The 14390-nt window shown below is 61.8% G+C and carries 11 protein-coding genes and 4 pseudogenes; 6 read left to right on the plus strand and 9 right to left on the minus strand.

Annotated elements, in window-relative coordinates:
- Positions 1-155: 155 nt before the first annotated feature.
- The 4 genes from nadC to BQ8482_RS19370 form a co-directional block, all read right to left on the minus strand.
- Positions 156-1043 (minus strand): carboxylating nicotinate-nucleotide diphosphorylase, encoded by an 888-nt coding sequence (gene nadC / locus BQ8482_RS19355; protein WP_123149094.1) that lies wholly within the window; start codon positions 1041-1043, stop codon positions 156-158.
- On the minus strand, positions 1040-2587 hold the full coding sequence (locus tag BQ8482_RS19360) for an L-aspartate oxidase (RefSeq protein ID WP_123149095.1): 1548 nt from the start codon (positions 2585-2587) through the stop codon (positions 1040-1042). Before BQ8482_RS19360 ends, nadC begins: the two co-directional genes overlap by 4 nt.
- On the minus strand, positions 2584-3558 hold the full coding sequence (gene nadA, locus BQ8482_RS19365; protein WP_077376319.1) for a quinolinate synthase NadA: 975 nt from the start codon (positions 3556-3558) through the stop codon (positions 2584-2586). Before nadA ends, BQ8482_RS19360 begins: the two co-directional genes overlap by 4 nt.
- A gap of 64 nt (positions 3559-3622) precedes the next feature.
- Entirely contained in the window at positions 3623-4585 is a 963-nt protein-coding gene (locus BQ8482_RS19370) for an NUDIX hydrolase (RefSeq protein WP_123149096.1), read from the minus strand.
- Between the two features lie 175 nt (positions 4586-4760).
- On the opposite strand from BQ8482_RS19370, the gene panB reads away from it, so the two are divergent.
- From panB to BQ8482_RS19390, 4 genes are all read left to right on the plus strand, one after another.
- Complete coding sequence (gene panB / locus BQ8482_RS19375; protein ID WP_123149097.1) at positions 4761-5597, plus strand: 3-methyl-2-oxobutanoate hydroxymethyltransferase; 837 nt, start codon at positions 4761-4763, stop codon at positions 5595-5597.
- The gene (gene panC, locus BQ8482_RS19380; RefSeq protein ID WP_123149098.1) at positions 5594-6493 is read left to right on the plus strand and encodes a pantoate--beta-alanine ligase; all 900 of its coding nucleotides are present in this window, start codon (positions 5594-5596) and stop codon (positions 6491-6493) included. Before panB ends, panC begins: the two co-directional genes overlap by 4 nt.
- Positions 6494-6604: 111 nt before the next feature.
- Positions 6605-7330, plus strand: coding sequence for a LuxR family transcriptional regulator (locus BQ8482_RS19385; protein WP_123149099.1), 726 nt, complete (start codon positions 6605-6607; stop codon positions 7328-7330).
- Between the two features lie 94 nt (positions 7331-7424).
- Positions 7425-8054, plus strand: coding sequence for an acyl-homoserine-lactone synthase (locus BQ8482_RS19390; RefSeq protein WP_123149100.1), 630 nt, complete (start codon positions 7425-7427; stop codon positions 8052-8054).
- 515 nt (positions 8055-8569) lie between these two features.
- Here BQ8482_RS19390 and BQ8482_RS19395 read toward each other — a convergent pair.
- Positions 8570-9034 (minus strand): annotated as a pseudogene (locus BQ8482_RS19395) (IS110 family RNA-guided transposase); the annotation flags it as partial.
- Between the two features lie 219 nt (positions 9035-9253).
- On the opposite strand from BQ8482_RS19395, the gene ligD reads away from it, so the two are divergent.
- A complete protein-coding gene (gene ligD / locus BQ8482_RS38670; RefSeq protein WP_208867764.1) occupies positions 9254-9484 on the plus strand; it encodes a non-homologous end-joining DNA ligase LigD in 231 nt (76 codons plus the stop codon).
- Between the two features lie 414 nt (positions 9485-9898).
- Here ligD and BQ8482_RS19405 read toward each other — a convergent pair whose 3' ends face one another.
- Together BQ8482_RS19405 and BQ8482_RS19410 are read right to left on the minus strand one after the other, a co-directional pair.
- Positions 9899-10468 carry a recombinase family protein gene (locus tag BQ8482_RS19405; protein WP_123149102.1) on the minus strand — a complete coding sequence of 190 codons (570 nt, stop codon included), beginning with the start codon at positions 10466-10468 and terminating at the stop codon, positions 9899-9901.
- A 450-nt stretch (positions 10469-10918) separates the two neighbouring features.
- A pseudogene (locus BQ8482_RS19410) lies at positions 10919-11317 on the minus strand (transposase); the annotation flags it as partial.
- Positions 11318-11395: 78 nt separating this feature from the next.
- On the opposite strand from BQ8482_RS19410, the pseudogene BQ8482_RS19415 reads away from it, so the two are divergent.
- Positions 11396-12348 (plus strand): annotated as a pseudogene (locus BQ8482_RS19415) (IS481 family transposase).
- On the opposite strand, the pseudogene BQ8482_RS19420 reads toward BQ8482_RS19415, so the two are convergent.
- Together BQ8482_RS19420 and BQ8482_RS19425 are read right to left on the minus strand one after the other, a co-directional pair.
- Positions 12346-12978, minus strand: a pseudogene (locus BQ8482_RS19420) (IS110 family RNA-guided transposase); the annotation flags it as partial. The pseudogenes BQ8482_RS19415 and BQ8482_RS19420 overlap by 3 nt on opposite strands.
- Positions 12979-13174: 196 nt before the next feature.
- Positions 13175-14326, minus strand: a complete 1152-nt coding sequence (locus tag BQ8482_RS19425) for a hypothetical protein (protein ID WP_123149103.1) — start codon at positions 14324-14326, stop codon at positions 13175-13177.
- Positions 14327-14390 lie beyond the last annotated feature (64 nt).

A 14390-nucleotide genomic window follows, 5' to 3' on the forward strand; every position in this document is an offset into this window, starting at 1 on the left:
GCGCGTGCAGGAGTCTGTCGACCCTCCTCGGGTTCGCTATGATCGTCGATCAGCCCGATGAGCCTGAACCAGTTGGACGGTGCGCCGCACAAAAATGCAGGCTCGCATGGAGCAGTTCCTGCGTCGGCGCGCTCCAGCGGAGGTGGGAATGCTTCTCATTCCATCTCCATCAGTTCAAGCGCGCGCCGATGTGCCGGCATATCGAGGCCGATGTCGAGGATGGGCGCGCTGTGTGTCAGCCATCCGACTGAGATGAGGTCGACCCCCGTCGCGGCAATCGCCGGAGCCATTTTCGGTGTCACCCGACCGGAAGCCTCGGTGACGGCGCGGCCACCGACGATTGCCACGGCGCGGGCAAGATCCTCAACCGACATGTTGTCGAGCAGCACTGCGTCGACTCCCAGCGTGAGCGCTGCATCGAGCTGCTCCAGCGTGTCGACCTCGACCTCGATCTTCACCATGTGGCCTGCGGCGGCGCGTGCCCGCTCTATTGCCGTGCGAATGTCGCCGGCGATCGCGATGTGGTTGTCCTTGATCAGCACGGCGTCGTCGAGCCCGAAGCGGTGATTGGCGCCGCCGCCGACGCGTACCGCATATTTCTCCAACGCGCGCAGGCCGGGCGTCGTTTTTCGCGTGCACACGATTTTCGCCTTGTGGCCACGCACGGCCTCGACCATCGTCGCCGTGGCAGTGGCAATGCCGCTCAGGCGGCACAGAAAATTGAGCGCCGTGCGCTCGGCCGTGAGCAGGCCTCGCGCCGGTCCGCACAGCTTGGCGATAGTCTCGCCCGCCGCGACATCGCTGCCGTCACCTCGCCAGATTTGCATGTCGATCGCAGGTTCGACGAGCATGAAGGCGAAGGCGGCCAGATCGAGCCCGGCAACGATCCCCGACTGTCGCGACTTGAGCACCAAGGTGGCCGTGCGATCACGCGGGATCACGGCGTCGCTGGTCAGATCACCGCATCTGCCCAAGTCTTCGAGAAGAGCACCGCGCACGATCGGCTCGATGAGGGTTGAGGGAAGGGGTGAGAACGAATTCATGTCAGGGTGCTCCGCATCGGCGCCCGCCAGCTGAGTGCGACGGCGGCCTGTATTGCGCTGGGCAGTGTCAGCCGTGACTGGCGCGCATCTGCATCGCGTCCGGGGAAATCGGAACGACAGTGCGATCCGCGGCTCTCTTCCCGCCGCAGGGCCGCAATGGCGATCATCAGCGCGACCAAGGCGGGGTCGGAGGCAGCGCCGTCGTGAGCTGCAATCGGTAACAGGGTCGCCACCCCGTCGCGTAGCGTCTCGCCATCGCGGATGATGCCGAGCGCGGCGGAGACGATTGGGCGGATGCCGGAGGCGTCTGGCCGTCGAGGCACGAAAGCGGAACACACGCGTGGTCGCCGGGTGTGTGATACGTCGGCGACGCTTTCAGCAACCCAGCTCGATGTGACCGCCGCTTCGATAAGCGAGTTGCTGGCGAGTCGGTTCGCGCCGTGCAGACCGGTGCATGCGACCTCGCCACATGCCCACAATCCCTCGATGGAGCTGCGGCCGGCAGCGTCTACAGCAACGCCGCCCATGTGATAATGTGCCGCCGGGCGCACCGGGATCGGGTCGGTCGCGGGATCGATGCCGGCCTGGCGGCACAAATCGGCGATCGCCGGAAAGCGCTTGTCAAATCTGAGGCCGAGACATTGCCTTGCGTCCAGGAACACACGGCGTCCGGCAGCGAGCTGGTGCCAAACCGCGCGCGCAACCACGTCGCGAGGCGCAAGCTCGCCCCCGGGGGTTTCAGCGAGGAAACGCTCTCCTTGCTCGTCGACGAGCACAGCACCCTCGCCGCGCACCGCTTCGCTCACCAGCGGCATCGGCCGCCGCGGACCCTCGAGGGCGGTCGGGTGGAACTGCACGAATTCCAGGTCGGCGAACTCCGCCCCGGCACAGGCGGCGAGCGCGAGCCCCTGTCCACATGAGCCAGGCGGGTTTGTCGTATCGCTAAACAAGCCGCCGATGCCGCCGGTCGCCAGGACCGCGCGGCGCGTTGGCAAGGCGATTGCGCCCGTGCACCCGGCCGCGACCACGGCGATAATCGCCCCGTCTTCCACGACAAGCCGGCGGGCCTCCACGTTTTCCAGGATAGTGATGGAGGCTGTGCGCCGTGCCGCGGCGATCAGCGCGCGGACCAGCTCGCGACCGGTGGCATCGCCCGCCGCATGCACGATCCGCCGCTGCGAGTGCGCCGCCTCAAGCCCGAGCCGCAACGCGCCGTCAGCGCGTCGGTCGAATGCGACACCGAAGCGCTCTAGAGTCCTGATCGCTTCAGGTGCAGCTCGGACCGTTCGCCGCACCGTTGTCACGTCGCAGAGGCCGTCGCCGGCCGCGAGGGTGTCACAAAGATGAAGTTCGGGACTGTCCTCGCCGCCGACACTTGCCGCAAGACCGCCTTGGGCGAGCTCGCTGCAGGCTCCGGTTCCCAGCCCCGCATTGGACAGAAGCACAACCGGTTCCGGCGCCAGATGAAGCGCCGTCATCAGGCCTGCCACACCGGCGCCGATGATGACCGGCGCCCCGCCGATGTCATGAACATCGAGGCTCATATGGAAAGCATACGCTCGACCGAGCGGCGCGCGCGCCCTGCAATCCCGGGATCGATCCGAACCTCATGCCGGTTCTCCTCGAGTGCGACGCGAATGTTAGCCAGCGTGATGCGCTTCATGTGCGGACAGAGATTGCAGGGGCGGACGAACTCGACGTCGGGATGCGCGACCGCGACATTGTCGCTCATCGAACATTCCGTTAGCAGGACTACGCGCGGCGGTTTCTCCCGCTCGACATAATCCAACATGGCCGCAGTCGAGCCGGAGAATTCCGCCTCTGCTACAATCTCTGGCGGGCATTCCGGATGGGCGAGCACGATGACCCCTGGATGCGCATCGCGCAGTTCCCGGATGTCGGCCGATGTGAAGCGCTCATGCACTTCGCAGTGGCCCTTCCAGGCGATGATCTCGACCTCCGTCTCCGCCGCCACGTTTATCGCCAGATATTCATCGGGCACCATAATCACACGCGGCACGCCGAGCGATTCCACCACCGCCCTGGCGTTGCCCGAGGTGCAGCAGATGTCCGACTCCGCTTTTACGGCCGCCGAAGTGTTGACGTAGGTGACGACCGGGACCCCCGGATAGCGCTGCCGCATGAGCCGCACGTCTTCTGCCGTGATCGAGTCGGCCAGCGAGCAACCGGCGCTGAGATCCGGGATGAGGACGGTCTTGTTCGGATTGAGCAGCTTGGCGGTCTCGGCCATGAAATGCACGCCGGCAACCACGATGATTTGCGCCTCGACCGTAGCCGCCTTGCGGGCCAGTGCGAGGCTGTCGCCGACAATGTCGGCTACGCAATGGAAGATCTCCGGCGTTTGGTAGTTGTGCGCAAGGATGACCGCATTGCGATCGCGTTTCAGCGCGAGGATGGCCTCAATGTCGTTGGTGAAGGCCGGCCATTCGACTGGCGGGATCACCCGCCTGACGCGCTCGTACAGGGACGCAGCCGTAGGTAACGCCCCAGTCATCAGCGCCTCCGATTATATTCGATCTGACAATAAGGGGAATATGTCTACCTTGACTATAAGTATGTCAAGCCCGCGCGAGCGGCAATTTTGTCCCGGCCACAGCCCTGTCGTCGAGGACGGCATGGCGGAACCGATAAAGCTTTGCCGGCCGTCCGCCCGTCTCGAGGGAGGTCTCGCCAGTTTCCTCGACCAGCTCTTGCTGCTCAACAAGTCTTCGGAAGTTCGGCTTGTTGATGAGCCTCCCGGCGAGCGCCTCCACGGTCCGCTGCAGCTGAAGCAGTGTGAAGGACGGCCTCATGAGCTCGAACACCACCGGTCGGTACTTGATCTTTGAACGTAGCCGCGCAATGCCGGTCGCCAGGATTCGTCGATGGTCAGCGATCATTGCCTTGCCAGATACCGCCGCAGGCGCGACGTCCCGCCCGCCACCAGCCTCTTCGATCAGGGCAGATTCGTAAAGCAACTCGTAGCGCTGGAGCGTGAGTTCCTCGTTCCAATTGCGGTCGTCGAAACCGAAGGCAATCGCGGCGCGCTGCCGGCGTTCGCGTCGCGTGGTGGCGTCGCTGGCGCCCTCAGCCCACTCAATCAGGCGTGGACGTAAAATATCGAGCACCACCGGCGTGCCGGAGCGATGATCCTCCCAGGGAAAATACTCGTACCAACTCCGCCACCCGCAATTAGCGGAGCCTGTTGCCTGTTCCTTCCGAGTGAGTGCGAGATAGCTGATTGAGATGGCGCGTTCCTGGCGCTCGGCCCCTATGCGGTCCCGATCGGCGAAGGTGTAGAGCTGCTCGATGTACCCCAGCGGGTGGCCGGTCTGTTGCTCCACCCAACCCCTCAGACCGGATTGCAGCGATCGATGCTCTAGCGCATATGGTCCGGACGGAAGGGTGTCCGCGTTCCCGATGGTGAGAAGACAGGGTTCACTGTCGTTTACGGCGACGACAACGGCGATCAGGTCCACTTTTGCTTCGTCGGCCTTGAGCGCGGCTCTGCCTTTTCTGGTTCCTTTTGCCTGATGGTCCATGTTCGCGAAAGTGAGTTGGCCCCAAATTCAGGGTGACTGAATCGATTGAATTTAAGCGTTGCTGCACGAACGTCAACACCGCACAGCTGCACGTCTTTTTTAGCTCTTCGCACTCGCACAAAAATATGCCAAACGCGACACCCGCGGCGGGTAACGCAAGGGAAGGATGCGTGGGTTGAGCGCAACTGGTGAGACAAAGGCGATGACACCGCCGGATATTCGAATGCGGAAAGGCCAGACTCCACTCGTCTGCCTGACGGCATATACTACGCCGATCGCCAGATTGGTTGATCGACACTGCGACATCGTGCTCGTTGGCGACAGCGTCGGCATGGTACTGCACGGCCTCTCGTCGACGCTGGGCGTCACTCTCGACATGATGATCACGCACGGCCAGGCGGTGCGCCGGGGTCTGGTGCGATCATTGATGGTCGTAGACCTGCCATTCGGTTCTTATGAAGAGAGCCCCGAGCAGGCCTTCCGCAACGCTGCGCGCCTGATGGCGCAGACCGGTTGTGCAGCTGTGAAGCTCGAAGGCGGTGAGAAAATGGCCGAGACCATTCGCTTCCTCGGCGCCCGCGGCGGGCCTGTCATGGCCCATGTCGGCTTAACGCCGCAGTCGGTCAATACTTTCGGTGGCTACCGCGTCCAGGGGCGGGGAGACGATGCCGAGCGCATCAGGCGCGATGCCGGTGCGGTCACGGAGGCCGGCGCCTTTTCCGTGGTGCTGGAGAAAGTGCCCGAGCCCCTCGCAAAGCGCATCACTGCGGAGATCGCCGTCCCAACCATCGGCATCGGCGCCTCGCTCGCCTGCGACGGTCAGATTCTGGTGAGCGACGATATGCTCGGGCTTTTCAGCTCTTTCCGGCCGAAATTCGTCAAGCGCTACGCCGAACTAGGCGACCACGCCGATGCGGCGATTGCGGCTTACGCCGCCGACCTGAGGGAACGGCGCTTTCCGGCGGCCGAACATCTCTACGCCAACGAGACGAAGGCCGGAGGCGTCACATGAGCGTGCCGATCGTTCGAACCGTTGCCGAGCTCCGCGCTGTTGCCGCGGGATGGCGTCGCTCAGGCACCCGTATCGCCGTTGTCCCGACCATGGGAGCCTTGCATGAAGGCCATCTGAGCCTCGTGCGTGCCGCGCTTCAGAAGGCCGAGCGGGTAGTCGTGACGCTGTTCGTCAATCCCAAGCAGTTCAACAGTGCCGCCGACCTTGCCGCCTATCCCCGGACGGAAAACGAAGATGCTGCCAAGCTCGTGCCGACAGGCGCACATCTGCTGTATGTGCCGGATGCAGACGAGATGTATCCAGCGGGCTTCGCCACCGCCGTTTCGGTGTCCGCTCTCAGCGAGGGCCTGTGCGGCGCCTTCCGGCCCGGCCATTTCGATGGCGTGGCGACGGTCGTGGCCAAGCTCTTCCTGCAGACCGGCGCTGACTTCGCCTTCTTTGGCGAAAAGGATTTCCAGCAGCTTCAGCTTGTCAGGCGCTTGGTCCGGGACCTTGACATCCCGATCACCGTGGTCGCATGTCCGACAGTCCGCGAAACCGATGGTCTTGCACTATCGTCGCGCAATAGCCGGCTCTCGCCAGCAGAACGCGCCATTGCCCCAAAGCTGGCTTCGGTCTTGCTCGACACGGCTGAGCGGCTTGCGCGTGGCTCTCCTGTCTTGCCCATGCTTGATGAAGCGCGTGCAACAATTCTGGCGGCAGGCTATCGCGAGGTCGAGTACCTGGAACTTCGCGGCGAAACAGACCTGCAGCCGCTAGCAGGGCTTGACCGACCAGCACGCTTGCTTGTCGCGGCTTGGCTCGGCGACACACGGCTCATCGATAACGTCTCAACATCCCCGGTTGGTAAGCGGCCAGGTGCGCGGCGTTCACTTCACGGGGAAGCAGCAAAGTAATGCCGGCGATGATGGCGACCAAATCGTCCGCGTCGCATCGATGCGGGGTCATTTAGACCCAGGTTTCCGCCTGGCATCGAGCAACATTCGAGGAGGTCGCGCAAAGGGCTGATGTATCGCGTATTCGAAAACTTCGTCGAGCAACTCTCTGCAAGCGTCGATGCGGTCGACCTCCATGAGGCGATGGCGTCCGCCGCAGCCGGCTTTGACTTTCCGCTCTTCGCCTATTTCAGTTACCCGTCGGTCTCCGGCCAGACGCCGCGATTGATTTCAAATTATCCTTCATCCTGGACATCGCACTATCTGCAACTGCGCTACCACAGCCATGATCCGGTGATCCTGCGCGGGCTGCAAGGCTGGGATACTTTTGATTGGGGCGTGGATCGACCCCGCCAGTGTCTGCCGGCCTCGCAGCAAGAAATCCTGGAAAAAGCAGCTCACTTTGGCATTCGCGGCGGATTGACCATGTCCATGCATGACCATCGCGGCCGGTTTGCGGCGCTGACCTTCGCTTCCGACCAGTCCCGTCCGCCTCTCTTGCGGTCACTCACTCGCTACGAAAAAGCATTGCAGCTGGTCGCAATCAACTTTCATATACATGCCCGCCGCCAGCTCGCCGAAGATTGCGTGGTGGATGGCATAACGCTGACCCCTCGGGAGTTCGAATCCCTGAAATGGGCGGCGCGCGGTAAGTCCGCCTGGGATATCAGCCAGATCCTCGGCGTCTCGAAACGCACCGTGACCTTCCATCTGGAAAACGCCAAGGCAAAGCTTGGCGTGCGAACCATAAACCAGGGCGTAGCACGGCTGACTGCTTCCCGTCAGTGGAGATCCTGACTCCTTTTGTTGGAAAGCTGTAAAGGTCTACAGGCTGCATCAATGTCGGCTTTGCTCTTCGATGGCGGGAACACATCCTGCACGGAGGCGACAGATGATGCAGCTGATAACACCTGAACTCTACGGCGAGTTTCCAAACGAGCTCAACGAAATGCACGGGCTCAGGCATCGGGTCTTCAAGGAAAGGCTGGATTGGGAAGTTCAGACCGAAAGCGAGATGGAAACAGACGCATTTGACAGCCTGAACCCCGTCTATCTGCTTCTCAAGGGATCCGACTGGCGAATTTGCGGTTGCGTCCGTCTTTTACCGACTACCGGACCGACAATGTTGCGCGATACCTTTCCGATGCTGCTGGGTGAGACTGCGGCGCCCGCGAGTGCCCGCATTTGGGAGAGCAGTCGTTTCGCACTCGATCTCCCTCCATCAGCGCCTAAGTCTGGCGGACTGGCGCAAGCAACCTACGAGCTCTTCGCCGGCATGATCGAATTCGGCTTGGCGAACAATCTCACTCGGATTGTGACAGTGACCGATACGCGCATGGAACGGATCCTGCGTCTCGCAACGTGGCCGTTGTCGCGCATCGGACAGCCGAAGCCGGTCGGTAACACGGAGGCGGTCGCCGGTTTTCTCGAGATTTCGCACGATAGCCTCAAGCGCATCCGCTGGAGGGGACGTCTGAACGGACCTGTATTATGGCAACCGGTTCTCGGCCTGTCGGCGTAGCGCTTAACGATGCTCAGCCTGACCAATGCTCCTGCCCGCGGGCGCTACGTACGGTTGATATGCTGGCCGGACGGCGTAGTGCGAAGCTTACGACTATTCCGGTGGATTTCCCCACACGACCTGGGCCCAGGAAGTCTTTAGGTGCAATCCGCAATTCCAGCGTTACCACGCCAAATGGCGCGCCCCGCCGCAGACACCCGAGTTTTTGGACGCCGTAAAAGCCCGGATTTCTTTACGCCGCAAAAAAGCAGCAACTCCGGAAACGTTCACAGAGCAGCCAAGGCCTACACCGCTGGACGATTGCTCCTCTCAGCGGTGCCTTCTGGTCCAAAAAAGCCCCGGCGCTGGGTCGTTGCGCCGGGGCTTTGGGCACGTACGAGCTACACCAACATGTCCGCTTATGAACGTGCGCTAATAAAGTGAACGAATGGTGAATCGCGCAATAGCTCGCCGAACGGGGTTCGTATTCATGCTCCCATGTAAGAAGTGCGCTGGCGTGGATCAACGCTGCCGTAGGCCTCCTCCTCATTGATGGTTGGGATGGCTGCCATGCTGCAGTGGCGCTTCTCGCCCCGCAGCCAGCCAAGAAAGGCGCGCATCAGCAGTTCGGTATCGAGGCGATCGGTCTTGGCACGCCGATGTTCACGGGAAACCGCGACGCTCGATGGATGTATGAGATAAGCTTCGACAGCGCGCGCCTGGAGCCAGCGCGCCAACCAAAAGCCGTCGCGTCCAGCCTCATAGGCGACAACGATGCGCCGGACTTCACGCCCGGCTTGGATGGCTTCGCTGCGCCAGCGGCGCAACAGCCTGAACACCGAATCCGGGTCGGCATCGAGCTTCTTGAGAGGGTTACGTTCAAAGCCAGGGACCGTCGCAGCAATGAGCCACTTTGTCTGGCTCATCTCAATCACTGCGACCAACGTGCTGTCCTGATCAAGGGCGGTAAGGGATTTGCTTGCATCAAAGGATGGTGACATGGGGCGCTACCTTAGGTAGCTGCTCAACAGCGTCGAGGGTGCCACACGCTCGCCGCCGCCCATAGCATCTACAGCGCTGTTGAGGGCGCGCCTCGCCAGCGGCTTCGCTACCGCCGACCTACACCACGCGGTGGGACACGACCCTGACTTTCGTTCCTCGGCCGTGCCGATGTCTTCCATGCAGGATGCCGTAGAAGCTGCATCCTTGGAACGCCACAGTTGACAACATCGAGCACGCCGACCGCGTTGTTTTTAGACCTCGACCCCGGTGGAGGCGTCGAATGGGGGGAAGTGACCGAGACGGCGCTCCGCGACATCATGGAAGCGGCAGGCCTGGCGAGTTGGCCGAAAGTCGCCGGCGGCAACGGGATTCACTTGATGGCTCCGCTTCAAGCAAAGATCACCCATGACAGCGCTCGGCAACTCGCCAATCGCGCGCTCACTGCCTGATTGCCAATCCTGATCGTTACCTCCTATCAGCCGATCCAGCAGCCCGAACGGGCCGCAACTTTCTTGCTACCTCCGCGACGGCCGGGGCAATACTGCCGTGAGCGCCTTCTACGCGACTCGGCTTCCCAATTGCCCATGCCCTGACTTGGAGCCAAGTTCATCAAGGCGTGCGGCCAGTCGCCTTCACCCTCGAGCACCCGTTCAGGGCGGCTGTGAAAACGGCAGCGTAGGCCGGACCCGAGAGCATGGCGAAAATGCCGCCGAGGTGGTGCACCCATTCCGCCGCCGATTGGCTCGTGCTGTTAAGCGCCGAGCATTGTGGAAAACACGACGGACGCGACATTCACTGGCAGAATGTTTACTGGGCTCAACCGACCGATCCTAGCGAAGTGGTTGGTTTCGACCACCATCTCATCACACCTTAACAGGCAGAATGCCGGGCCTATCTGCCAGGACTCGATAGACCTGCATACGCGAGCATCCGATGTGCTTGGCAATGTCCGATGGGCCGAGGCCTTCCTGATCCAACTTGCAGATAGCGGCATAGTCGACGCGGCGTTTTCCACCTGAGTACGCGCCCTTGCCTTTTGCCCGTTCAATGCCATCGCGCTGTCGCCCCTTAATAAATCGCCGCTCCATTTGCGCGACCATGCCAAGGACGGTCAGCACAACGTGGCCCATTTCGCCACGGATCGAGACATGCGGGTCGAGGACGGTCACGAAGGCTCCTCGTTGTTCGCATTCGTGGATCAAATTCAGAACGTCTCGTGTATCGCGGCCGAGCCGATTGAGTCGGGTGACAACCAGCTCGTCGCCGGGTCGTAAAAAGTCCAGAATGATAGCCAGTTCGGCTCGACCATCGCGGCTTGCCCCTGAGACCTTTTCCGAGCGAATGATATCGCAGCCTTCGGCCTTCAACTTGGCGATTTGCGTGTCGAGATCCTGATCAATCGTGCTGACGCGGGCGTAGCCTATCCGGCTCATAAAGTGTCACCTCAAGGTTTAAGCCCGAGGCTACACTGTCACAAATAGTCAATGTCAACTCCGATGTTACATCGCCCGAAGCGAACCATGTTACGTCACTTCAGGGTATACCCTGAAGTGCGAGCTACGAGGTTGGCTGGTGGCGGGTGCCTAGCGACTGCTTGATGGCCTATATGGGCCGTGTATGGACGGCTCTCCGTTGGCAAGGGTTCTATTTGAGCGCTCTGCAGTTGCTGGTTGGTGCGGCCATGTATCCGACCTATAGGTGCGGCTCTTCATATGCCGCTGGCCATAATGCCATTCGCGCGGCTCAGGTCCCGATCGAAAGCTCGCACTCGAAGGTGCACGGCCCAATTGGGTTCTCCTGATCCGGCGGTATCAACCGGCTTTGTGCATTAGCTCCTGTCCGCCCTTTCCAACCTCGTCGGCGTTCGCTCGCCTTGTCTCGTTTTATGCGATGACTGGCTCCCTGTAGCGCTCGCCGCTTGTCATCAACGCCCAGACCACCCGGGCGGTCTTATTGGCGAGCGCAACCGCTGCAACCTTGGCCGTTCGCCGGGTCATCAGCTGCACGAGCCATGGCCGCCTAGTCCCGTTCCGCTCGGCATATCGGATCACCGCCATCGCGCCGACCACGAGCATCTGGCGCAAGTAACGATTGCCGGCTTTGGAGATGCTGCCGAGCTTCTCCTTGCCCCCGCTTGAGTTTTGCTTCGGCACGAGACCGATCCAGGCCGAGAGGCAGCGCCCCGACTTGAAAGCGTGCGCATCGGCGACGGTCGCCACGAACGCACTCGCCAGCAACGGGCCTACGCCTGGTATCTCCATCAACCTGCGACCTAGCTGTGACCTTTCCATAGGTTGTCCATCCGGCCCGGACCGGGAAAGCTGAGGTTGTCGAAGCTTCAGTGATTCTCGGAGGACCGGATGAACATCCACAAGAATGCCCGTCTGACGCCGCGCGGTCGAGAGCGAATTGTAAGGCAGGTCGAGAGCGGGCAGACGCCGCAGGCCGTGGCCGAAGCCGCAGGCGTCTGCCCGCGGACGGTCCGCAAGTGGGTCGACCGATATCGCCGCGAAGGATCGGCGGGATTGCGAGATCGCTCATCCCGGCCGCATCGGCTGCGCCGGCCAACGCCTCAGGCGGTTGTCGAGACGATCGAACGGCTGCGCCGCCAGCGCGGACGGGCAAGCAGATCGCTGCCGAGGTCGGCGTCTCGCCAGCAACCGTCAGCCGTGTGCTGCGCCGACTGGGCTTGAACAAGTTGAGCGCGCTGGAACAGGAACCTGTGCGCCGCTATGAACGCGAGCATCCCGGTGAACTCATCCATCTCGATATCAAGAAGCTCGGCCGGATCGGCTCTGTCGGACACCGCATCACCGGGCGATATCCTGGTGCAATCAACCGCCACCACGGCATCGGCTGGGAGTTCGTCCATGTCTGCATAGACGATGCCTCGCGCATCGCTTTCGTCCAGGTCATGCCCGACCAGCGCAAGGAGAGCGCCGTTGCCTTCCTCGAGGCCGCCGTCGCTTACTACGCCAGCCTCGGAATCAAAGTGCAGCGGGTGATGACCGACAACGGCTCCTGCTACCGATCACGGGCTTTCCGGGCAGCCTGCAAACGTCTCGGCCTGCGCCAGATCTTCACCAAGCCCTATACGCCCAGAACCAACGGAAAGGCCGAACGCTTCATTCAGACCAGCTTGCGCGAATGGGCCTATGCCCGCGCCTACAACACTTCCGACGAACGCAACGCCGAGCTGCCGCGATGGCTCCACCGCTATAACTGGCATAGACCTCATGGCAGTATCGGCTCAAAACCGCCCATCAGCCGACTCGGTCTGGCCGGGAACAACCTATTGAGGCTCCACAGCTAGCTCGGTCTCTCTCGCACTCGCCCCGACCCTTCGATCATTCTCGAGTATCTGCGCCTTCACGACCATGAGCTGCGCCTCGAGCATCTGCAGGCAGAGCCGTGCGTCAGCTGGCACCCTCGGGTCGTTCTCGTCGTTGATGACGGCAAGCAGCTGCTCGATCCCGCTGCGCCCGGTCGGCGCCACGATACCGAGCTCCGAGAGATGCGCCCGCAACGCGTTCGATAGCGGGGTACGCTGGCGGTTGAGCATCAACCGAACCCGGTGCAACATCATCACACTCTGCTGCTCCGGCGTCTTCACCGGCACGAAGCGCATGGTCGGCCGGGTCACGGCCTCGCAGATGGCCTCAGCATCGGCCGCATCGTTCTTCTGCCGCTTCAAGTAGGGCTTCACATACTGCGCCGGAAGCAGCCGCACATCATGGCCTCGTGCAATCAGTTCTCTAGCCCAATAATGCGAGGAGCTGCATGCCTCGATCCCGACGAGGCATCGGGGCAGATTCTCGAACAATCCCAGGACCCGCCCACGGGTCAGCTTCCTGCGGATGACAACCTCGCCAGCCGCATCCACGCCGTGCACTTGAAAGACCGACTTCGCGATATCCAGACCAATCGTCGTAGCAATGCCCATGGCAGCTCTCCTCCAGCTCTAGCCCCACGACTATAGCCGCAAGGGGTGGAGAGCCGTCCACCGCATCAAAAGCGGTCCAACCGGTTCTGGGCCGACAGCGCGAGAATCCACACGCTCATTCAAGCGGGGCCGAGTTTCCGAACTGACCCATTCCAGCCTTTGAAAGGTCGCACTAAGGACTAAGGGTGCATCATGCTCAGAAAGCAACCTGCCCCTGGGGCCTGAAAAAGTCCACCGGACCCACAATTGACCCGTCCCGAAGGAAGCTGATCGCGCTGTAGAAGAAGGCGGGTTCTTCGAGGGGCTGGACCGCCTGTGTACTGCCAGTTCTAGCCGCTTGGCACACTGCGCGGAAAACGTGTTCCTCCACCCCGAAGAAGGTGCCGGAGGCATAGTCAAGCCGAAGCGGGTTCTCGGGCAGAAAGACCACCTTACCATCGCTATTTTGGATCGGTTGGACTCCGCCCGGGCCAGGGAAATAGCCCCCAACAAAACGTCGACCCTGATAGGGCGGCATGATCAACTCCCAGACCATACCCAGAATGATTATCTCTTCGGGCACGAGCCCGCCGGTAGCGAGCGCCGCCGATAGGATCGGTTGACGAAGTTTTGCTGCGATGCCTGCGTAGTGGAGCGTCTTGGCGGTCCCGAGCAGCGAACCGTCATCGCGCAACGGCCCGTCTCCACGCGTCTTTGGGTCTTCAGCGAAAAGCTTCGAACAGACCCTCGGACTGGCCTCGCAGGAGAATCGCGTCGCGACGATGAAGCCCTTTACGGCTCGCTCCACGTCCGACTCGTCTCTGACAACGATCCGGCCGAATTGCTTCCTCCAGCGCTTGAACTCGGCGTTACCGAAGGAGACTGTGGAGGTACGCCCCTTGGCTTCCGCAAGGAAAAGTTCGCCGGTTCTCCCCGCGCAGAGATAGTCCGGCGCGTCTCCCTTTTGCACGCGCTCAACACGTGCATTGCCGGAGCCCTCCAGCGCGCCGCGGTCTAGCACGTGCTCCATGTGCGCGAAGTAAGTTATGTCGAGATGGTCATAGAGGAACCACCGACAGAAGGCCTGGCCCAGTTCGTTGGATACGTGCCCCTTGTAGGCTGCGTGGCTGCCGAATCCCTGGTCGCGAGCGCGGAAATCTGTCGTGGCCGCCAGGAGTTTCAGGTGGTGAAACTGCGCCGCGTCAGGGTCAGGCGGCGGGGTGCCTTGAGTATCGAGGTAGAAGTGATGAAAGAGTCGCCCCAGGTCGATCTCGATCTCTTCAGCCAGCGCCGGTGGGCTGGACTGCGCAAAAAGTGAAGGCGGGACCGAGGGAAAGTCCTTGAGAGCTACTTTGATCGTCCTGTTCACATTCCGCTCCTTCTTGATTCACAAATCTTTCAGCCGGTTATCTGCACCCCGGCCAGGTGGCGAA

This window comes from Mesorhizobium delmotii (assembly GCF_900149755.1).
In the GTDB taxonomy this organism is placed as follows: domain Bacteria; phylum Pseudomonadota; class Alphaproteobacteria; order Rhizobiales; family Rhizobiaceae; genus Mesorhizobium; species Mesorhizobium delmotii.

Excerpts from the sequence above, each read along its gene's own strand:
- BQ8482_RS19370 (WP_123149096.1), bottom strand. The coding sequence starts at position 4,585 with ATGGACCATCAGGCAAAAGGAACCAGAAAAGGCAGAGCCGCGCTCAAG.
- BQ8482_RS19360 (WP_123149095.1), bottom strand. The coding sequence starts at position 2,587 with ATGAGCCTCGATGTTCATGACATCGGCGGGGCGCCGGTCATCATCGGC.
- nadC (WP_123149094.1), bottom strand. The coding sequence starts at position 1,043 with ATGAATTCGTTCTCACCCCTTCCCTCAACCCTCATCGAGCCGATCGTG.
- BQ8482_RS19385 (WP_123149099.1), top strand. The coding sequence starts at position 6,605 with ATGTATCGCGTATTCGAAAACTTCGTCGAGCAACTCTCTGCAAGCGTC.
- panC (WP_123149098.1), top strand. The coding sequence starts at position 5,594 with ATGAGCGTGCCGATCGTTCGAACCGTTGCCGAGCTCCGCGCTGTTGCC.
- BQ8482_RS19405 (WP_123149102.1), bottom strand. The coding sequence starts at position 10,468 with ATGAGCCGGATAGGCTACGCCCGCGTCAGCACGATTGATCAGGATCTC.
- BQ8482_RS19390 (WP_123149100.1), top strand. The coding sequence starts at position 7,425 with ATGATGCAGCTGATAACACCTGAACTCTACGGCGAGTTTCCAAACGAG.
- nadA (WP_077376319.1), bottom strand. The coding sequence starts at position 3,558 with ATGACTGGGGCGTTACCTACGGCTGCGTCCCTGTACGAGCGCGTCAGG.